The sequence below is a fragment of the Vibrio rumoiensis genome (assembly GCF_002218045.2).
In the GTDB taxonomy this organism is placed as follows: domain Bacteria; phylum Pseudomonadota; class Gammaproteobacteria; order Enterobacterales; family Vibrionaceae; genus Vibrio; species Vibrio rumoiensis.
The window spans coordinates 2740955-2761935 of record NZ_AP018685.1; the positions used below are offsets into that span (position 1 = coordinate 2740955).

The 20981-nt window shown below is 45.0% G+C and carries 16 protein-coding genes and 1 pseudogene; 8 read left to right on the top strand and 9 right to left on the bottom strand.

Features of this window, described 5'->3' with window-relative positions; translation table 11 throughout:
- Positions 1–53: 53 nt before the first annotated feature.
- Positions 54–1578, bottom strand: a pseudogene (locus tag VRUMOI_RS12490) (YifB family Mg chelatase-like AAA ATPase).
- A 440-nt stretch (positions 1579–2018) separates the two neighbouring features.
- Between VRUMOI_RS12490 and ilvG the strand changes: the two are divergent.
- From ilvG to ilvA, 5 genes are all read left to right on the top strand, one after another.
- Positions 2019–3665: an acetolactate synthase 2 catalytic subunit gene (gene ilvG, locus VRUMOI_RS12495; protein ID WP_089137995.1), complete on the top strand. Its 1647-nt coding sequence runs from the start codon at positions 2019–2021 to the stop codon at positions 3663–3665.
- A complete protein-coding gene (ilvM, locus tag VRUMOI_RS12500; protein ID WP_027695044.1) occupies positions 3665–3922 on the top strand; it encodes an acetolactate synthase 2 small subunit in 258 nt (85 codons plus the stop codon). The genes ilvG and ilvM overlap by 1 nt, the downstream gene beginning before the upstream one ends.
- A gap of 28 nt (positions 3923–3950) precedes the next feature.
- Positions 3951–4886, top strand: coding sequence for a branched-chain amino acid transaminase (locus VRUMOI_RS12505; RefSeq protein ID WP_089137996.1), 936 nt, complete (start codon positions 3951–3953; stop codon positions 4884–4886).
- A gap of 188 nt (positions 4887–5074) precedes the next feature.
- Positions 5075–6916 carry a dihydroxy-acid dehydratase gene (gene ilvD / locus VRUMOI_RS12515; RefSeq protein ID WP_089137997.1) on the top strand — a complete coding sequence of 614 codons (1842 nt, stop codon included), beginning with the start codon at positions 5075–5077 and terminating at the stop codon, positions 6914–6916.
- A gap of 5 nt (positions 6917–6921) precedes the next feature.
- Positions 6922–8469 (top strand): threonine ammonia-lyase, biosynthetic, encoded by a 1548-nt coding sequence (gene ilvA, locus VRUMOI_RS12520; RefSeq protein WP_089137998.1) that lies wholly within the window; start codon positions 6922–6924, stop codon positions 8467–8469.
- Between the two features lie 91 nt (positions 8470–8560).
- Here the strand turns inward: ilvA and VRUMOI_RS12525 are convergent, their stop codons facing one another.
- Positions 8561–9415 carry a MurR/RpiR family transcriptional regulator gene (locus VRUMOI_RS12525; protein WP_089137999.1) on the bottom strand — a complete coding sequence of 285 codons (855 nt, stop codon included), beginning with the start codon at positions 9413–9415 and terminating at the stop codon, positions 8561–8563.
- 253 nt (positions 9416–9668) lie between these two features.
- Between VRUMOI_RS12525 and murQ the strand changes: the two genes are divergently transcribed.
- Both murQ and murP read left to right on the top strand, forming a co-directional pair.
- Positions 9669–10568: an N-acetylmuramic acid 6-phosphate etherase gene (murQ, locus tag VRUMOI_RS12530; RefSeq protein WP_089138000.1), complete on the top strand. Its 900-nt coding sequence runs from the start codon at positions 9669–9671 to the stop codon at positions 10566–10568.
- A 27-nt stretch (positions 10569–10595) separates the two neighbouring features.
- Positions 10596–12044 (top strand): PTS N-acetylmuramic acid transporter subunit IIBC, encoded by a 1449-nt coding sequence (murP, locus tag VRUMOI_RS12535; RefSeq protein WP_089138001.1) that lies wholly within the window; start codon positions 10596–10598, stop codon positions 12042–12044.
- Between the two features lie 117 nt (positions 12045–12161).
- On the opposite strand, the gene punR is transcribed toward murP, so the two are convergent.
- Positions 12162–13061 (bottom strand): DNA-binding transcriptional activator PunR, encoded by a 900-nt coding sequence (gene punR, locus VRUMOI_RS12540; protein WP_089138002.1) that lies wholly within the window; start codon positions 13059–13061, stop codon positions 12162–12164.
- 136 nt (positions 13062–13197) lie between these two features.
- On the opposite strand from punR, the gene punC reads away from it, so the two are divergent.
- The gene (gene punC, locus VRUMOI_RS12545) at positions 13198–14385 is read left to right on the top strand and encodes a purine nucleoside transporter PunC (RefSeq protein ID WP_089138003.1); all 1188 of its coding nucleotides are present in this window, start codon (positions 13198–13200) and stop codon (positions 14383–14385) included.
- A 127-nt stretch (positions 14386–14512) separates the two neighbouring features.
- On the opposite strand, the gene glmU is transcribed toward punC, so the two are convergent.
- The 6 genes from glmU to atpH form a co-directional block, all read right to left on the bottom strand.
- Positions 14513–15871, bottom strand: coding sequence for a bifunctional UDP-N-acetylglucosamine diphosphorylase/glucosamine-1-phosphate N-acetyltransferase GlmU (glmU, locus tag VRUMOI_RS12550; protein ID WP_089138004.1), 1359 nt, complete (start codon positions 15869–15871; stop codon positions 14513–14515).
- Positions 15872–16014: 143 nt separating this feature from the next.
- Positions 16015–16437: a F0F1 ATP synthase subunit epsilon gene (locus tag VRUMOI_RS12555; protein WP_089138005.1), complete on the bottom strand. Its 423-nt coding sequence runs from the start codon at positions 16435–16437 to the stop codon at positions 16015–16017.
- 35 nt (positions 16438–16472) lie between these two features.
- Positions 16473–17876 (bottom strand): F0F1 ATP synthase subunit beta, encoded by a 1404-nt coding sequence (gene atpD, locus VRUMOI_RS12560; RefSeq protein WP_089138006.1) that lies wholly within the window; start codon positions 17874–17876, stop codon positions 16473–16475.
- A gap of 69 nt (positions 17877–17945) precedes the next feature.
- A complete protein-coding gene (gene atpG / locus VRUMOI_RS12565; RefSeq protein ID WP_089138007.1) occupies positions 17946–18812 on the bottom strand; it encodes a F0F1 ATP synthase subunit gamma in 867 nt (288 codons plus the stop codon).
- 81 nt (positions 18813–18893) lie between these two features.
- Entirely contained in the window at positions 18894–20435 is a 1542-nt protein-coding gene (gene atpA / locus VRUMOI_RS12570) for a F0F1 ATP synthase subunit alpha (protein WP_089138008.1), read from the bottom strand.
- Positions 20436–20448: 13 nt separating this feature from the next.
- Positions 20449–20979 carry a F0F1 ATP synthase subunit delta gene (gene atpH, locus VRUMOI_RS12575; RefSeq protein WP_089138009.1) on the bottom strand — a complete coding sequence of 177 codons (531 nt, stop codon included), beginning with the start codon at positions 20977–20979 and terminating at the stop codon, positions 20449–20451.
- Positions 20980–20981: the final 2 nt, after the last annotated feature.

Here is a 20981-nt window from a genome sequence, read left to right on the forward strand (position 1 = left end):
TATATACTTTTCTGCTGTTTTGTTGACCCTCTTTGAAAACATCCGCCTTATCTCTATACCGCCTGCGCCGTAAGTTGCTTTAGTAGGCGATCCATATTTCGATAACCTAACGCTTCCGCTAAATGGGCTTTTTCAATCCACTCAGATTGAGATAAGTCGGCAATAGTGCGAGCCACTTTTAATATCCGATGGTAAGCACGCACCGATAAACCCAATTGATGTAGTGCTTGTTCTAAAAACTCGGCATCCGCTTTATCGAGCTTACACACTTGCTCAATTTCACGACTGTTCAATAACGCGTTTACTTTACCATTGTGGGCTAACATCACTTGTCTAGCTTGCCATACACGCTGTTTCACCACTTGAGTCGATTCACCGCGATCGCCGCCTTGCGATAAGGTCCCTTTGGGCAGTGCAGGAATTTCAATCGACATATCAAAACGATCAAGCAAAGGGCCAGACAAACGGCTCAAATAACGCAGAATGGTTTGCGGATTCGCGCGGCTTTGTGAGCCTTCATAATAACCAGTCGGACTCGGGTTGAGCGCACCTACCAATTGAAAACGAGCAGGGAAACGGGTTTTGCCCGCTGCGCGCGAGATAATAATTTCACCCGACTCTAAAGGCTCACGCAAAGAATCCAGCACTTTACGATCAAACTCTGGCAATTTCATCTAAGAACAATAAGCCATTGTGCGCTAATGAAATTTCACCGGGTCTTGGGATAGATCCTCCGCCAACCAATGCTGCCATTGAACTGGAATGATGTGGTGAACGAAAAGGGCGATTTTTCCAATTATGATGATTGATTTCCAATTCTGTTAATGAGGCGACAGACGCACTTTCTAACGCTTCATCATCACTCATCTCAGGCAATAAATCGCACAAGCGAGACGCTAACATGGTTTTCCCTGTGCCCGGAGGGCCTAAAAATAACAAGTTATGCGAACCGGCCGCGGCAATCTCGAGCGCCCGTTTACCTTGTTGTTGGCCAATAATATCTTGCAAATCACGCTCGTTATTGGCTTTGGGTTGAGCTTTATCGGTGGTGAATAACCCCATCGTCTGTTGACCACATAGATCGGCGCACACTTCCAATAACGTCGTCGCCGATTTATGTACCTCTTGACCAACGAGCGCGGCTTGATCGCCATTATCTTTGGGCACCACTAAAATACGATCTTGTTTCATACAAGCTAAGGCGGCGGGAAGTACACCTTTGACTCTTCTAAGTTCGCCAGATAACGCCAACTCCCCAACAAATTCATGGCTGTCGAGTTTATTGATCGCAATTTGTTGAGAGGCCGCCAAGATCCCTAACGCAATCGGTAAATCAAAACGGCCACCTTCTTTGGGTAAATCGGCAGGCGCTAAGTTAACCGTGATCCGTTTGGCAGGAAATTCAAAGTTCGAATTTAAAATCGCGCTGCGCACTCGATCCTTAGCTTCCTTAACCGTGGTTTCCGGTAATCCCACCAAGGAAAACCCGGGCATGCCATTGCTGATATGTACTTCGACCGTCACTTCAGGGGCTTCAACCCCCACGCAGGCTCGGCTATGTATGATTGCTAATTCCATTTATCCATCCATTCTATTAAGATTTTTTGACTTGTTATACCTGTATACAAGCTTTGAACTGGCTCGGATGGTGAAAAAAGTGTGAGTTTTTGCTTGTAATATGAGCAAATTCTGTGATACCACTAACAGTACAGATTACGTTACGCTTTCAAATGGAATTGAAATGAACCCTATCGCTCGTATTAACACTCTGATTATTCTCCTAGTCGTGGTCATTATTCGGTCCGCGCGGGGATTAGTGAGCGATAAGTAACACCAAACACTATCAAGCCCCCGCACTTTAAGTCGGGGGCTTTTTTTATCTCTTTTTAATACTCAAAAATACACAATTGGTCATGACAACAATAATAAGATAGAGCCAACATAGCAGGACAAGGAATACGCCTAATGCAGACACTTAACATGGACAAGACGCCAAAGAACGCGCAGGAGACCAAACGATGAATGGAGCAGAGTTGGTAGTCAGCGCACTACAACAAGAAGGGATTAAAACCATATTTGGCTACCCTGGTGGAGCCATCATGCCAATTTACGATGCCCTTTATGATGGCGATGTTGAACACATCTTATGTCGTCACGAACAAGGCGCCGCAATGGCTGCTATTGGTATGGCACGTTCGACTCAAGATGTTGCCGTTTGTATGGCCACGTCCGGCCCAGGTGCCACCAACCTTGTTACGGGTTTAGCCGACGCTTTAATGGATTCGATCCCTATTGTGGCTATCACAGGACAAGTTGCCAGTAGCCACATCGGCACCGATGCTTTCCAAGAAATGGATGTGATCGGCATGTCGCTATCGTGTTGCAAACACAGTTACTTAGTCACCGATATCAACGAGCTTGCCCCAACACTTTCAGAAGCCTTTGAGCTAGCAAAATCCGGCCGCCCCGGCCCAGTATTAGTCGATATTGCTAAAGATGTTCAATTAGCCCAAGCTCCTACAAAAATTCTTCCTCCATTCACTCCACCGACGATTCCTGTCGCCTCTCAAGCCGCGATAGAAGAAGCTCAACAAGTCTTAGCCAACAGCCATAAACCAGTTTTATACGTCGGCGGTGGGGTTCAACTCGCTCATGCAACTGACACAGTGCGTGAGTTCTTAAAGCTAAATTCGATACCTGCCGTCAGTACCCTAAAAGGCTTAGGCACCATCGAACGCCACTACCCACATTATCTAGGCATGTTGGGAATGCATGGCACTAAAGCTGCGAACTTAGTAGTACAAGAGTGTGACTTATTGATCGTGGTTGGCGCGCGCTTTGATGACCGAGTAACCGGTAAACTGGATACCTTTGCGCCGCACGCCAAAGTGATTCATTTAGACATCGACGCCGCGGAATTTAATAAACTGCGCCATGCGCACGCGCCGTTACGAGGCGATCTCAATGTTTTATTGCCACAACTAGAAGTCAGTAATGATGTTTCCGAGTGGAATGAACATTGCGACCGTTTAAGAAAGAAATTCAAATGGCGCTACGATCACCCAGGTGATTTGATTTATGCCCCGAAACTTCTAAAACAGTTATCCGACATGATGCCGGACAGCTCAATGATTTCGACTGATGTAGGTCAACATCAAATGTGGGCGGCTCAACATATTCAGCCTCGCGCACCACAAAACTACATCACCTCAGCAGGTCTTGGCACTATGGGCTTCGGCTTGCCTGCAGCGATGGGCGCGAAAGTTGCTCGCCCAAATAATGAATCGATTCTGATCACTGGTGATGGTTCATTTATGATGAACATCCAAGAGCTTGGCACCTTAAAACGTCGCCAAATTCCGGTCAAAATGGTGCTGCTAAACAATCAACGTTTAGGCATGGTTCGACAATGGCAATCACTGTTTTTTGATGGCCGCCACAGCGAAACCATTTTAGATGATAACCCGGACTTCATCATGCTCGCCAAGGCATTCGATATTCCGGGAAAAACCATTACTCGCAAAGAAGAAGTCGAGCCTGCATTAAAAGAAATGCTCGCCAGTGAAACGCCTTACTTATTACACGTATTAATTTCAGAAGAAGAGAATGTTTGGCCATTAGTGCCACCGGGCGCCGCAAACCAAGATATGTTGGAGAACACCTAATGGACAGATATCAATTAAACATAAAAGCCGACGACAAACCCGTATTGTTAGAGCGAGTATTGCGCGTGATTCGACATCGTGGTTTTATAATCCGACAAGTGATCGCCACCGTGAACCACGAAAGTAATATTGCGACGGTAGAAATCATTGTCGACAGCAATCGCCCGATTACCATTTTGATCAATCAGATTGAAAAACTATGGGATATTCGCACTGTCGAAACGCAACTGCTGCAAACGCATTTAGTAGAAGAATAAAAACATCGTATTGAAAAGGAAGACCAAGATGGCTACAAATACCGCAGATTTTATTTGGTTTAATGGAAAAATGGTGCCTTGGGCTGAGGCCAACGTTCACGTCTTAACGCATGCTATGCACTATGGTACTTCGGTATTTGAAGGTATTCGTTGCTACAACACCCCTGATGGTCCGATTGTATTCCGCCACAAGGAACACATGGATCGTCTTAAAGATTCCGCCAAAATCTACCGCTTCCCAATTCCATATTCAGTAGAAGAGTTGATGGAAGCGTGCCGCGAAACACTACGTGTTAACAAGCTCGATTCCGCTTATATTCGCCCATTAGGTTTTGTCGGCAATGTTGGACTAGGAGTTTGCCCACCGGTCGATTCTGAAATGGAAGTGATTATTGCGGCTTTCCCATGGGGATCATATCTCGGTGAAGAAGCACTAGCCAATGGCGTCGATGCGATGATTTCTAGCTGGAACCGCGCCGCACCCAATACTATCCCAACCGCCGCTAAAGCGGGTGGTAACTACCTCTCTTCATTATTAGTGGGTGGAGAGGCCCGTCGCCATGGTTATGATGAAGGTATTGCACTAAGCGTCAGCGGTTATATTTCAGAAGGGGCTGGCGAAAATATCTTTGTGGTAAAAGATGGAAAAATCGTCACACCACCAGCCACCAGCTCGATTCTACCGGGTATTACTCGCGATTCTATCGTGACGCTAGCGCGTGATTTAGGTTACGACATCGTAGAGGCCAATATTGCTCGTGAGGCGCTGTACCTAGCCGATGAAGTCTTTATGACCGGTACTGCAGCGGAAATTGTTCCAGTTCGTAGTGTTGACCAAATCACCGTTGGTGCAGGCAAGCGCGGACCAATTACCGAGCACATTCAATCGACTTTCTTTGGCTTATTCAATGGTACCACCGAAGACAAATGGGGCTGGTTAGATCCAGTGTACCCGACAAAATAAATGACTTTCTAAGTCACTTTATCGAATTTAAATATATCACTCTATCTCCAAAGTAATTGAAGTTGCAGCGAGGCAACAAGTGAATGAGGCCCAATGAGCTTAGCTCGCCTAAGTGATTGGGGCGAATGAACGCAGTTAACAAAGCTGCAGCTTCAAGTACGAAGGAGATATTAAAAGGATTTAACACTATGCCTATTTATCGCTCCGCTACCACCACTCATGGTCGCAACATGGCCGGCGCACGTGCCTTATGGCGTGCCACTGGCGTAAAAGAAGAAGACTTCGGCAAACCAATCATTGCTGTGGTTAACTCATTTACTCAGTTTGTTCCTGGCCACGTACACCTAAAAGACATGGGTCAACTGGTCGCGGCTGAAATTGAAAAAGCCGGCGGGATTGCCAAAGAATTTAATACCATCGCTGTCGATGATGGCATCGCAATGGGCCACGGCGGCATGCTGTACTCATTGCCATCGCGTGAGCTAATCGCTGACTCCGTTGAATATATGGTCAACGCACACTGCGCTGATGCCATGGTATGTATTTCTAACTGTGACAAAATCACTCCGGGAATGCTAATGGCGTCACTGCGTCTTAATATCCCGGTAATCTTTGTCTCAGGCGGGCCTATGGAAGCGGGGAAAACCAAGCTTTCCGATCAATTAATCAAGCTCGATCTAGTAGATGCCATGATTCAGGGTGCTGATCCTAAAGTTTCCGATGAACAAAGTGAGCAAGTAGAACGCTCCGCATGCCCAACCTGTGGATCGTGTTCTGGCATGTTCACCGCTAACTCCATGAACTGTTTAACCGAAGCATTAGGGTTAAGTCAGCCGGGTAACGGTTCAATGCTCGCGACTCACGCTGACCGTGAACAACTGTTCTTAAAAGCCGGGCAACGCATTGTTGAACTGACTAAGCGTTACTACCTAGAAGATGATGAGTCCGCTTTACCACGCAACATCGCCAATAAAAAAGCCTTTGAAAATGCCATGGCGCTAGATATTGCGATGGGTGGCTCCACCAATACTGTACTGCACTTATTGGCAGCAGCGCAGGAAGGAGAAGTCGATTTCGTGATGGAAGATATCGACCGCATGTCTCGTCAAATCCCGAATATCTGTAAAGTGGCGCCATCGACACCGAAATACCACATGGAAGATGTACACCGCGCTGGTGGTGTGATGGCCATACTCGCAGAGCTTGATCGCGCCGGTTTAATTAACAACCAAACCAAGACCGTTCTTGGTCTCACCATGTCGGAGCAATTAGCCCAATACGACATCATGCAAACCGAATCAGAAGAAGTGAAAACATTCTTCCGCGCCGGTCCTGCAGGTATTCGTACTACCAAAGCGTTCTCACAAGATTGCCGTTGGGACACCTTAGATGATGACCGTGAAAATGGTTGTATCCGCACCAAAGAACACGCGTTTAGCCAAGATGGTGGCCTTGCGGTATTAAGTGGCAATATTGCGCTCGATGGTTGTATTGTTAAAACCGCTGGGGTGGATGAAAGCATTCTAAAATTCCAAGGTCCTGCGGTAGTCTTTGAAAGCCAAGAAGATGCGGTAGAAGGCATTTTAGGTGGAAAGGTCAAAGCCGGAGATGTGGTTGTCATTCGTTATGAAGGCCCGAAAGGTGGCCCGGGCATGCAAGAAATGCTCTACCCAACCACCTACTTAAAATCGATGGGCTTAGGTAAAGATTGTGCATTGTTAACTGATGGACGCTTTTCTGGTGGCACCTCTGGCTTATCGATTGGCCATGCCTCTCCAGAAGCGGCCAATGGCGGCACCATAGGTTTAGTGAATCAAGGCGATATCATCACGATTGATATTCCTAACCGTACTATTGAGCTACAAGTTAGCGAGCAAGAGCTTTCCGAGCGCCGCGCGAAACAAGATCAGTTAGGTTGGAAACCCGCCAACCGTGAACGCAAAGTGTCTTTGGCATTGAAAGCCTATGCGATGCTGGCAACCAGTGCCGATAAAGGTGCGGTGCGTGATAAATCTAAGCTAGAGGACTAATCCTTATGCCAGATGAACATCAATCACTCCATTTACCTCACACTGGCGCGGAATATCTGCGCCACATTTTGCGTGCGCCGGTTTATGAAGCCGCCATCGTGACCCCTTTTCAGGACATGACTCGCTTATCGGAACGCTTGGGAAATAAAGTACAACTCAAGCGTGAAGACCGCCAGCCGGTGCATTCGTTTAAATTACGCGGCGCATACAACATGGTGGCCAGTTTAACCGATGCGCAAAAACAAGCCGGGGTGATCACCGCCTCAGCCGGTAATCACGCTCAAGGTATTGCATTATCCGGCAGCTTACTGAATATCAAAGCCATCATCGTTATGCCAACCACCACTCCAGATATTAAAGTGACCGCAGTACGTAACTTTGGTGGTGAAGTGCGATTGCATGGCAGCAACTTTGATGAAGCAAAAGCAGAAGCCGAACGTTTAGCAGCAGAGCACGGCTATTCTTATGTACCACCGTTTGATCACCCACTAGTGATCGCTGGTCAAGGCACCATCGGCATGGAAATGCTGCAACAGAATGGCCACTTAGATTATATCTTTGTGCCCGTTGGCGGCGGTGGTCTCGCTGCGGGTGTCGCGGTACTGATCAAACAATTGATGCCAGAAATTAAAGTAATTGCGGTCGAACCGGAAGATTCTGCCTGCTTAAAAGCCGCTTTAGATGCTGGAAAACCGGTCGCCCTTGAGCGCGTCAGCATGTTTGCCGATGGCGTAGCGGTAAAGATTATCGGCAATGAAACCTTCCGCTTATGTCAGGAATACCTGGATGGGCACATTTGTGTTTCTAGTGATGAAATCTGCGCTGCGGTTAAAGACATCTTTGAAGATACTCGCGCCATTGCTGAACCTTCAGGAGCGTTGGCTTTAGCGGGCTTGAAAAAGTTTGCCGAGCAACATCAACTACAAGGCAAGCAACTCGGCACAGTACTGTCTGGCGCAAATACTAACTTCCACGGACTACGCTATGTTTCCGAACGCTGCGAACTAGGTGAAAAACGTGAAGGCTTATTGGCGGTCACTATTCCAGAGCGCAAAGGTGCATTTTTTGAGTTCTGTCATCTCATTGGTGGACGAGCGGTCACTGAGTTTAACTATCGCTATAACGATGATACTCAAGCCAATATTTTTGTTGGGGTCCGTTTACAAGATGGTCAGCAAGAGCTCGATCATATCGTGGAAGAGTTACGCCAAGGAGGCTACCCTGTCGCAGATTTGTCTGATGATGAAATGGCCAAACTGCACGTTCGCTACATGATTGGCGGTAAACCGCTGAAACCATTAAAAGAGCGTTTATACAGCTTTGAGTTTCCCGAATCCCCCGGCGCACTCCTGAACTTCCTAAGCACTCTCGGCACACATTGGAACATCAGTTTATTTAACTACCGTAATCATGGCGCAGATTATGGCCGGGTATTGTGTGGTTTTGAACTAGAAGACTCTGACTTAGAACGCTTCTCAGCCCATTTAAAAGAGCTGGGTTACCAATACAAGGATGAAAACGACAGCCCGTCGTATAAGTTCTTTTTAAGTTAACTTTAACAACAACTGAGTCTAAAAATAAAGGCACTTATCACCAACACTAAGCGATGATATATCCAAGTGTTTTTGGGGTAAGTGCTTTTTATTATTTTGAAGAAAACCGTTCGACATCCGAGCGAATTTCATCAATTAACACTCTGGCAATATCTTCTTTGTATTGAACTAGCTGAATAAACAACAAATCGGTAATCACGTTTTGCGCAGTACGCGATGCGATAGAAGAACTGCGGTTCTGACTTTCATCGGCAATGGTATCAAAACACAAGTCGGCGATTTTTCTTAGCTTACTGCGTTTTGGTGAAGTTAACGCGATCACTTTAGCGCCTTGTTGCTTGGCAGTTTCGGCAGCCAATAACACTTCTTTTCTATCCCCTGAAAATGAAATGACGATTTGCACATCTTGCGGGGTTAAAATGCGCGCGACCGCGACTTGAACATGACTATCCGACTCGGTTAACGCTGTGACACCTAGCTTAAGCAGTTTATAACTTAAATCTTTGGCGGTTAATGCAGAGCCACCAATACCAACAATCTGCACTCGCTCAGCATCATCAATCCAACGAATCGCTTGCTCACATACCGCCATCGACAACGCATTCGTCGTATTAATCATTGCATCAATCTTGCTCTGTACCAGCTTCTGAGCAATCACGGTAACCGGATCATCCGCCAAAATATTATGATGCAAAGGCGTCATTTGAGAAGAATGACGACGCACTAAATCTTCATTAATCGCCAATTTAAACTGACTATAACCTTTATAACCCAGCTTTTGAGTGAGCTTTACGATACTCGATTGGCTGACTTGAATGAAATCGGCCATCTCTTGGCTAGTTAAATGACAAGCCTGCTCAGGATTTTGGTTTATCCAATCAATAATTTTTCGTCCACTCGATGAAACCCCATCTCTTTGCTTAATCATTTTATGAAAAACCGACATACACCATCCTCAGTACAAACGCCGCAAAAAAGAATAAATTATTCCAATATCAGGAATAATAACAACTCAACCTAACCTATTAATTTAATTAAAAACACTTAAGTAACGGTGAGATATTAAACAAAAATATTGCGCCATTATTCCATAAAAAAGCCCAATAAGAATAACTTCAGCTGTGATCCCGATCACCGATAAGGAATAATTTATTCCATATTATCGCCATCAAATTCACCTTCCACCAGAGAGACACATTATGAAAATTGATTTAACCCAATTAGTGACGGAAAGCCGCAATACTGCCAGTGCTGAGATTGATACCCTTTCGACGCAAGACATGCTGACCATCATTAACCAAGAAGATCAAAAAGTGCCTCTGGCGGTAAAAGCTGAACTACCCAAAATCGCTCAAGCCGTGGATGTCATCACTCAAGCGTTTGCCACCGGTGGTCGATTGATCTACATGGGCGCAGGTACTTCGGGTCGACTTGGTATTCTCGATGCCAGTGAGTGCCCGCCAACTTATGGAAGTAACCCCGATCTTGTGGTCGGTTTAATCGCAGGTGGTCATCAAGCGATTTTAAAAGCCGTTGAGAATGCTGAAGACAATGTTGAACTCGGCCAATCAGATCTTGAATCATTAAATTTAACCAACAAAGATGTCGTCGTGGGAATCGCTGCCAGTGGCCGTACCCCTTATGTAATTGGTGGCTTGAAATACGCTAACTCAGTAGGCGCGACCACAGTATCATTGGCTTGTAACCCGGGTTGTCCAATGGAAGCCCAAGCCAAAATCGTGATCACGCCAATTGTCGGTGCAGAAGTGGTCACCGGTTCATCTCGCATGAAAGCTGGCACGGCGCAAAAACTGGTTCTGAATATGCTCACCACAGGTGCGATGATTCGCAGCGGTAAAGTTTATGGCAATCTGATGGTGGATGTGGAAGCGACCAACGCCAAGCTTATTCAACGCCAAACCAATATTGTCGTTGAAGCTACCGGTGTAACCAGTGAACAAGCTGAACAGGCGCTTAATGCTTGTGACCGTCACTGTAAAACCGCCATTTTGATGCTCTTAGCTGACATTGATGCAGAGCAAGCAAAACAACGTTTAACCCAACATAACGGCTTTATTTGTGCCGCTTTAATTAACTGATTTCACAATCATTCAAGGAATAAAGTCATGGCGAAAATTACTTCAGCAATGATGGAAACCATCTTAGCGACCGTTGGCGGCAGCGCAAATATCAATAAATGCGGCAACTGCATGACTCGTTTACGTCTATCCCTCAACAACTATGGGTTGATTGATTTAACAGGATTAAAGTCTGTCGCTGGCGTGATGGGGGTGGTTGAAAGTGATGAACAACTGCAAATTATTTTAGGTCCAGGCAAAGCACAAACCGCTGCTGATCTGATGAATGATTTAATCACTAATTCAAGCTCTGAAGCAGTGCAACCATTAGAAAACCAAGACTTATCGAGCATTGCTTCTGATCAAAAAAAGCAGATGAAGAGTAAGCAAACTAGCGGTGTGCAACGCTTCTTAAGTAAGTTTGCCACCATCTTTACTCCCTTGATTCCGGGCTTTATTGCCGCCGGTTTACTACTCGGTTTTGCCACGCTGCTTGAGCAAATTTACGTTCTTGATCAAACGCCAAATGTTTTCATGGTCGATCTAATCGCTTATATGAAAGTATTTGGTAAAGGGCTATTTGCTTTCTTAAGTATTTTAATTGGCTACAACGCTCAACAAGCTTTTGGGGGTTCAGGGGTTAATGGTGCCATCTTGGCGTCGCTATTTGTCCTTGGGTACAACCCCGATGCTACATCTGGCATTTATTCTGGTATGAGTGAGTTCTTCGGCATGGCGATTGATCCACGCGGTAATATTATCGGCGTATTGATGGCGGCGATCATTGGTGCTCAAGTCGAAAAGTTTGTCCGTAAATACATGCCGGATGACCTTGATATGATCTTAACCTCGGTTGTCACATTATTGATCATGGGGGTTGTCACTTTTGTGGTGATTATGCCAATTGGTGGTGAATTGTTTAAAGGCATGTCTTGGTTATTCTTAAACCTAAATGACAACCCTATCGGTGCAGCCATTCTCGCGGGTTTGTTCTTAATCTCGGTGGTGTTTGGTATCCACCAAGGCTTTGTCCCTGTCTACTTTGCGTTAATGGAAACACAAGGTTTTAACTCACTGTTCCCTATTCTGGCGATGGCGGGCGGTGGTCAAGTCGGCGCTTCAATGGCGCTTTACTTTAAAGCGAATAAAGATGCTCTGCTAAGAACACAAGTAAAAGGCGCAATTATTCCGGGAATCTTAGGCATTGGTGAGCCGCTGATTTACGGTGTGACACTACCTCGCGTTAAACCTTTTGTGACCGCATGTTTAGGTGGCGCGGCTGGTGGCTTCTTTATTGGTTTAGTGTCTTACATGGGGTTACCTGTTGGCCTTAATACCGTTTTTGGACCGTCTGGTATTGTTGCACTTCCACTCATGACATCCGCTAGCGGTATCTTCCCGGCTATGATGGTGTTCTTGGTAGGGCTGCTGATTTCTTACCTTGTTGGCTTCCTTGCCACCTACTTCTTTGGCACCAAAGATGTGGATTTAAGCTAACCGTCTTTAAGCTAGTCCCCCCTAGACCCTAGCTTGCGCCTTTACCTGTAAAATCATTTAATGGTAAAGGCGCTTTTTTTATTTATCTTAAAGGTACCAATTGGTAAAAATAACCGCTCACTTAAGCCAATCTTGATACATTTGCTCGCTATCCCCCAGATAATCAATTAACCACTCCACCAGCTTATTATCTTGGTTTTTACGCCATACCAAACAACAGGCACTAAGTGGTTTATCGCCGGTGAGATTCACTTCAATTAAATCGCCTTGCTCGATAAAAAACGTCGCCATATGACGCGGCATATAACCCATGCCGACTTTATTTTTTAAACACTCAATCGCACTAAACCAATTGGGTAGTAATAAACGACGCTGCTGAGCAGAATGCCAAGTGTGGCGTTTAGGTAAAATGGTGGAAGTGTCATCTAAACAAATTGCGGGAATCGCGGCTAAATCTTGATCGGTTAATTCGGTTTGACTCGCTAATGGGTGATCGGCGGCCATTACATACGCCCAATCAATACTGCCCATCGCTTTAACCCCATAATCACCACTCACTGGGATCGCCGAAGTGGCTCCTATTACCACATCAGCACGCCCTTCTGAAATTGCTTCCCACGAGCCATTAAACACCTCCATGTTGATCTGCAATTCGGCATAATCGAAGGTGTTATAAAAGTCTTCAATCAAAGGCTTCAGGTGTTCAAGCTTAACTATGTTATCTAGCGTTAATTTAACGGTTTTATGGTAACCACTTTCAACTCGTTTGGTTTGCGCCTTCACCTCTTCCATCTGACGCAACAACTGGCGAGCTTCTTTAATGAAGTGCTCGCCGGCTTCGGTTAATTCTACTTTACGGGTTAATCGATGAAACAGTTTCACACCAAGCTCTTGTTCAACCTGTCTAACCGCATAGCTTATCGCTGAAGGAACTTTGTGTAATTGCTCTGCTGCAGCGGTAAAGCTCCCCATACGTGCCACGGTATCGAGCATTTGTAATGATTGCTTTGAATACATATTCCCCTCCATTAACCCATCAAAAAATTTGAACGATAGGTTAAAATTATAACGTTTAATTTCTTAGATAGAAGAATTTATAATCCCACCATCAAGATCGGCATTTAGCCTGTTTACCCACTTTAATGGTCGTTTTATGAATATCGCAAAAACACAATTATTTTATCTTGCTGCATTATCCATGTTGGGGTTTGTCGCCACCGATATGTACCTTCCGGCATTCAAAGTATTGGAAACCCATTTTTCTACTGGCCCAGAATCGATTGCTTTATCTTTATCAATCTTTTTAGCCGGTATGGCTTCTGGTCAGCTGTTATGGGGTTTAGCTTCAGATAAGTTTGGACATCGTAATACCTTGGCAACTGGCTTAGTGCTGTTTTCTTTGGCATCACTGGGTTTAGGTTTTAGCCAAGAAGTATGGCAATTATTGAGCCTACGTTTTATTCAAGCGATTGGGGTTTGTGCGCCAGCAGTGATCTGGCAAGCCATGGTAATTAAGCGTTATTCAAGTTCGGTCAGCCAGCAAGTGTTTGCTTCGATTATGCCGTTAGTGGCGCTCTCTCCTGCCATCGCCCCACAGCTTGGCGTGTTCTTAATGAGCCACTTTGGTTGGTCGAGCATCTTTATTTTCTTAACTGTGGTTGGTGCCTCCTTAACTTGGATGACACTAGCACAGCCTAAAGACGAAGCAGCCGAACCAAAACAGACATCAATTAAGCAAGATATTAAGGGCCTATTCAGTTCTCGTGTTTATCTCGGTAACGTATTAATGTTTGCCATGGCATCAGCCACTTTCTTTGCCTATCTAACCGGCATGCCTGAGATCATGACGTCTATGGGCTATGATGCAAAAGATATCGGCTTAAGCTTTGTACCTCAAACCATTGCGTTTATGGCGGGCGGTTACTTTGGCAAACGTTATGTAGCAAAACTGGGTAACAGCAAGGTATTAAAAGCCTTATTAGCACTATTTACCGTTTCATCTATCGTAATGTTCGTTGCCTCTCAAATGAATATCAGCACGATTTGGCCTGTATTGATCCCGTTCTGTTTTATTGCCGTTGCCAACGGAGCGCTTTACCCAATCGTCGTTAACCGTGCGCTTTCAAGTTGTAAGAATAGCCCAGCGACGGCTGCGGGTTTACAAAACAGTTTACAGATTTGCATCAGCGGTTTAGCCAGTGCTTTAGTGGCGGCATTTGCTAGCCAAGCGCTACCAACCACCGGTTTTGTCGCGGTATTATGTACCGTCGGGCTATTGGCTGGGTATTTCTTCTCAGTATCAAGAATGGAAATCTCTGCCGAGTTAGCGGAAGAAGTTTAGTTTCTCGTTTCTCGTTTCTCGTTTCTCGTTTCTCGAGACAAGATATACAACAAAGCCCACTCGATACTGAGTGGGCTTTTTTAGATCTTTTGCGAACGTCAAGAAACCGCTCTTTACGAACATCTTCCTATTTTTTAGTCGGACGTTTCCAACCTGCAATCACTCGTTCTTTGGCTCGCGTGATCACTAATTCATTTTCAGAAACATCTTTGCTTAATGTGGTACCAGCACCAATCGTAGCACCATCAGCAATGGTGACAGGCGCGATCAGTTGAGAATCTGACCCCACAAACACGTCATCACCAATGGTGGTTTTAAATTTATTGGCACCATCGTAGTTACAAGTGATCACACCCGCTCCCACATTAACGCGCTCACCAATTTGCGCATCACCGAGATACGTTAAGTGACCAGCTTTGGAAGCTTGCCCAAGTGTGGCATTTTTGATTTCGACAAAGTTACCGACATGAGCGGCTTTTTTCAGCTCAGAGCCCGGGCGTAAACGCGCATAAGGGCCGACTGTACAGTCTTCCCCAACAACAGACTCTTCAACAATGCTATAAGGGTAAAGAATCGCATTATCTTTAATCTCACAATCTTTTAATATGCAGCCGGCACCGATTTGGACATTATTCCCAATGGTAACTTTACCTTTTAAGATAACATTAACATCAATTTCAACATCCATTCCAAAGTGCACTTCTCCACGTAAATCAAAACGTGCCGGATCACGTAGCATAACACCTTGTTCTAATAGTCTTTGCGCCTGCATTGACTGATAGGCTCTTTCAAGTCTTGCTAACTGAGCTCTATCGTTAACCCCTTCCACTTCTATCGGGCTTACAGGATGAACCGCTTCAACCGCTCGGCCTTCTTTATGTGCTGCGGCAATAATATCGGTTAAATAATATTCGCCTTGAGCGTTTTCATTTTTAAGTGCTGATAGCCAGCGCTTTAAATCCCCACCGGTCGCGACCATCACACCAGTGTTGATTTCTTTGATTAGCTTTTGCTCTTCAGTCGCATCTTTTTGTTCAACAATCGCCACTACTGGGCCATTTTTACGAATGATACGGCCATAGCCATCCGGCTTTTTCAAGATAACCGTTAATAATGCGATACCACCGTTTGGCTGTGCCTCTAATAAGTTTTCAATGGTTTCTTGAGAGATTAATGGCACATCACCATACAAAATAAGTACTTTTTCATCATCAGAAAAATCAGGAGCCGCTTGATTCACCGCGTGACCCGTTCCCAGTTGTTTTTCTTGTAGCACCCAATTGACAGGCTCAGCTCCTAAAGCCTCCTTCATTTGATCGCCACCGTGGCCATAAACCAAATGAATATTTTGAGCACCAAGCTTTGCACAAGTATCAATGACATGTTTTGCCATCGGACGACCAGCCAAGCGGTGCAGGACCTTAGGTTTTTCAGAATACATGCGAGTGCCTTTACCCGCAGCAAGAATGACAGCGCTAAAATTCATAAAGCATTACCTATAAGATTAATCTGCAAAGATTCTACCTTAAAAATAACCACTTTGACCAAAGTTTGAGACGCACTGACAAAAAAACAACAAAAAAGGCGACCTTAGGCCGCCTTTTATTCTTACTCTATTACCGCTAACAGTTAGCGACGCGATTTGCGCGTTAATTCAATTACTCGTAGTTGAGCAATAGCTTTCGCCAGATCACTAGTCGCTTTAACGAAGTCGATATCGCCATGCTGATTTTGAATATTCTCTTCAGCTTTGCGTTTGGCTTCTTCAGCCTTAGCTGCATCTAAGTCTTCACCACGAATTGCCGTATCAGCCAGTACAGTTGCCGTACCAGGCTGAACTTCAACCATACCACCAGAAACATAAATGATTTCTTCGTGGCCGTGTTGCTTAACTAAACGCACCATACCAGGCTTAATAGCAGTCAGAAGTGGAGTGTGTCCTGGGTAGATACCCAATTCACCTTCACTACCTGTCACCATGAAAGATTCAACAGTACCTGAGAAAAGTTTTTTCTCCGCACTGACGATATCTAGGTGAAAAGTCATAGCCATGTTGCCTCCTAATTAGCTTTAATGCTTAAAAAGACTTAAAGCTTCTTAGCATTCTCAACTGCGTCATCAATAGAACCACAGTACATGAATGCTTGCTCAGGAATATCATCATAGTCACCAGCGATCAGACCTTTAAAGCCGCGTAGTGTTTCTTTTAGAGAAACGTATACGCCAGGGTCACCAGTAAATACTTCCGCTACGTGATAAGGCTGAGTTAGGAAACGTTCAATCTTACGAGCACGAGATACAAGCTGCTTATCTTCTTCAGATAATTCATCCATACCTAGGATCGCGATGATGTCTTTTAACTCTTTATAGCGTTGTAGAGTAGTCTGTACACCTTGAGCCACATCGTAGTGCTCTTGACCTACCACTAGCGGATCCAACATACGAGATGAAGAATCTAGTGGGTCAATCGCAGGGTATAGACCCATTGCCGCGATGTTACGGTTAAGTACAACCGTTGCGTCCAAGTGAGCAAACGTCGTCGCTGGAGATGGGTCAGTTAAGTCATCCGCAGGTACGTATACCGCTTGCACAGAAGTGATAGAACCATTCTTAGTCGAAGTGATACGCTCTTGAAGCACACCCATTTCTTCCGCTAGCGTTGGCTGATAACCTACCGCAGATGGCATACGACCTAGTAGAGCCGATACCTCTGTCCCCGCAAGGGTATAACGGTAAATGTTATCGATGAACAGTAGTACGTCACGGCCTTCATCACGGAATTTCTCCGCCATTGTTAGACCAGTCAATGCTACGCGCAGACGGTTACCCGGTGGCTCGTTCATTTGACCGTAAACCATTGCTACTTTTGATTTTTCAGGCTCTTCGATGTTTACAACACCGGCTTCCTGCATTTCAAAGTAGAAGTCGTTACCTTCACGAGTACGCTCACCAACACCAGCAAACACTGATAGACCAGAGTGCTGTAGTGCGATGTTGTTGATAAGTTCCATCATGTTAACGGTCTTACCTACACCTGCACCACCGAATAGACCGATTTTACCACCCTTAGCGAATGGGCAAATCAAGTCGATTACTTTTACACCGGTTTCTAGAAGTTCAGTTACATTTGACTGCTCTTCATAGCTTGGTGCTGCACGGTGAATCGCATAGTTTTCTTCTGCGCCAATTTCACCACACTCATCGATAGCATCACCTAATACGTTCATGATGCGACCAAGTGTTTTTGTTCCTACTGGTACTGAGATTGGAGCGCCTGTATTAACCACTTCCAAACCACGACGTAAACCATCAGAGCTACCCATTACGATTGCGCGAATTACGCCACCGCCAAGTTGTTGTTGAACTTCAAGAACAAGACGTTCTTTCGCATCAACAACGTTCAGGGCATCGTATACACGAGGTACACTGTCCTGTGGGAACTCTACGTCGACTACTGCACCGATGATCTGTACGATCTTACCTGTAGCCATCGTTAATCCTCTAAACTATTAATTTACCTAAGCTTCATTCAAATAACGAAACCTGATTTAACAATAAAATTAAACTGCTGCTGCACCAGATACGATTTCTGATAGCTCTTGTGTAATCGCCGCTTGACGCGCTTTGTTATACACAAGTTCTAAATCTTCAATCAGATTACTCGCATTATCTGTTGCGGCTTGCATCGCAATCATTCGGGCTGCCATCTCACATGCGAGATTTTCCACCACGCCTTGATACACTTGAGATTCAACATAACGTCGAAGCAAAGTATCTAATAACGGCTTAGGCTCAGGCTCATAAATATAATCCCAAGAATGAGTGCGTTTCATGTCATCGCTATCCGATTTAGGCAAAGGTAGCAATTGATCGATCTTAGGTTCTTGAACCATAGTGTTAACGAACCGGTTAAATACTACGTATAGGCGATCAAGTTCACCTTCGTCGTATTTTTTCAGCATCACACCGACTGAACCAATCAAAGATTCAAGGCTAGGTTCATCACCTAAACCTGAAATTTGAGCGGATACTTTAGCGCCAGTATGTCTGAAGAAGGCGGTAGCTTTACTACCAATCACCGCAAGTTCAACACTTGCACCTTTATCAGACCATGCTTTCATGTCGTTTAATGCCGCTTTAAACAAGTTAATGTTCAAACCGCCACATAAACCACGGTCGGTTGACACGATAATGTAGCCTACTTTTTTAGCTTCACGCTCCTCAAGATAAGGGTGCTTATACTCGAGGTTAGCATTGGCTACATGACCGATCACTTTACGCATTGTTTCTGCATATGGTCGAGACGATTCCATCGCGTCTTGTGTACGACGCATCTTGGAAGCCGCAACCATTTTCATTGCCTTCGTAATTTTTTGTGTGCTTTTAACACTACCAATTTTAGTACGAATCTCTTTTGCGCCGGCCATCGTTACTCTCCTTTAATGGACATTCGCGAACTGGTGATGCTGATAATTAAGTGTAAATTAACCAAAAACATCACCTACGAATTACCAGGTCTGGGTTGCTACGAAACCATCAACCAACTTCTTAAGTGTGGCTTCGATTTCATCGTTATATGCACCCGTCTTGTTGATTTCAGCAACGAAATCAGCAAATTGACCGTGAGCGTACGATAGAAGTGCGGCTTCAAAATCAGCGAGTTTGTTTAGCTCGATTGTTTCTAAATAACCGCGCTCAGCAGCAAAGATAACCAATGCTTGATCAAATACAGAGAATGGAGCGTATTGCTTCTGCTTCATTAACTCAGTTACTTTTTGACCATGGTTCAACTGCTTCTTAGTCGCAGCATCAAGATCAGATGAGAACTGAGCAAACGCGGCTAGTTCACGATACTGTGCAAGTGCAGTACGAATACCACCAGACAGTTTCTTAATGATCTTAGTTTGCGCTGAACCACCTACACGAGATACTGAAATACCTGGGTCAACCGCAGGGCGAACACCAGCATTAAATAGCTCTGTTTGTAGGAAGATCTGACCATCGGTAATCGAGATTACGTTAGTCGGTACGAATGCAGATACGTCACCAGCTTGCGTTTCAATGATAGGAAGCGCAGTTAAAGAACCGGTCTTACCTTTCACTTCACCGTTCGTGAATCTTTCTACGTAATCTTCATTTACACGAGCAGCACGCTCTAGTAGACGAGAGTGAAGGTAGAAAACATCACCTGGGAAGGCTTCACGGCCTGGTGGACGTTTTAGAAGTAGAGAAATCTGACGGTAAGCCACCGCTTGTTTAGATAGGTCATCATAAACAATCAGTGCATCTTCACCGCGATCACGGAAGTATTCGCCCATCGCACAACCTGAGTATGGAGCCAGGTATTGCAATGCCGCAGATTCAGAAGCCGATGCAACAACCACGATAGTGTTTGCTAGTGCGCCGTGCTCTTCAAGTTTACGTACTACGTTGGCAATTGTTGATGCCTTTTGGCCAATCGCTACGTAGATAGAGAAGATTCCAGAATCTTTTTGGTTAATGATTGCATCGATCGCCATTGCTGTTTTACCAGTCTGACGGTCACCGATGATAAGCTCACGCTGACCACGGCCGATTGGAATCATTGAGTCAACAGACTTATAACCAGTTTGTACTGGTTGGTCTACTGATTTACGATCGATAACACCTGGTGCAATCATTTCTACAGGAGAAGTGAGTTTTGCATCAATAGGGCCTTTACCATCAATCGGTTGACCTAGTGTGTTTACCACACGGCCTAGCAATTCAGGACCTACAGGTACTTCAAGGATACGACCAGTACCCGTTACTTTCATGCCTTCCTGAAGGTTAGCATACGGGCCCATGACAACCGCACCCACCGAGTCACGCTCAAGGTTAAGTGCAAGCGCATAAAGACCGCCTGGTAGTTCAATCATTTCACCCTGCATCACATCGGCTAAACCGTGGATGCGGATAATACCATCGCTCACAGAGACGATAGTACCTTCATTGCGAGCTTCACTAACAACGTCAAATTTCTCGATACGTTGTTTGATCAGTTCACTAATTTCTGTGGAATTAAGTTGCATGCTCCAATCCCCATTAAGACATTAATGCGTCACTCAAACGGTTCAAACGACCGCGAGTTGAGTTGTCGATTATTAAGTCTCCGGCTCGAATAATAACTCCACTAAGTAGAGTCTCATCTACACTGCAATTCAGCTTTACTTTACGATCAAGACGCTGCTCGAGTTTTTTGCTGATTTCTGCCATTTGTGTCTCTGTTAATGCCGTAGCCGAAACCACATTTACATCAACTTGATTTTCTAATTCTTTTTTAAGAATCAAAAACTCTTCACAAATTTCAGGAAGGGCCTTTAAGCGGCCATTCTCGGCAAGCACTTTTAAAAAGTTTTTACCGTTTTCATCAAACTCAGCACAAATCGAAACAAAGATTTCAGCTAATTGATCAGCGGCAAGCGCTTTGTTCAATAAGCTAACCACACCTTCATTTCTTGCGACTTCAGCAGCAAAAGAAAGCATTTCAGACCATTGGTCTACCGCTTCTTTCTCAACCGAAAATTCAAAAGCTGCTTTAGCATAGGGGCGTGCGATTGTAGTCAAATCAGACATAT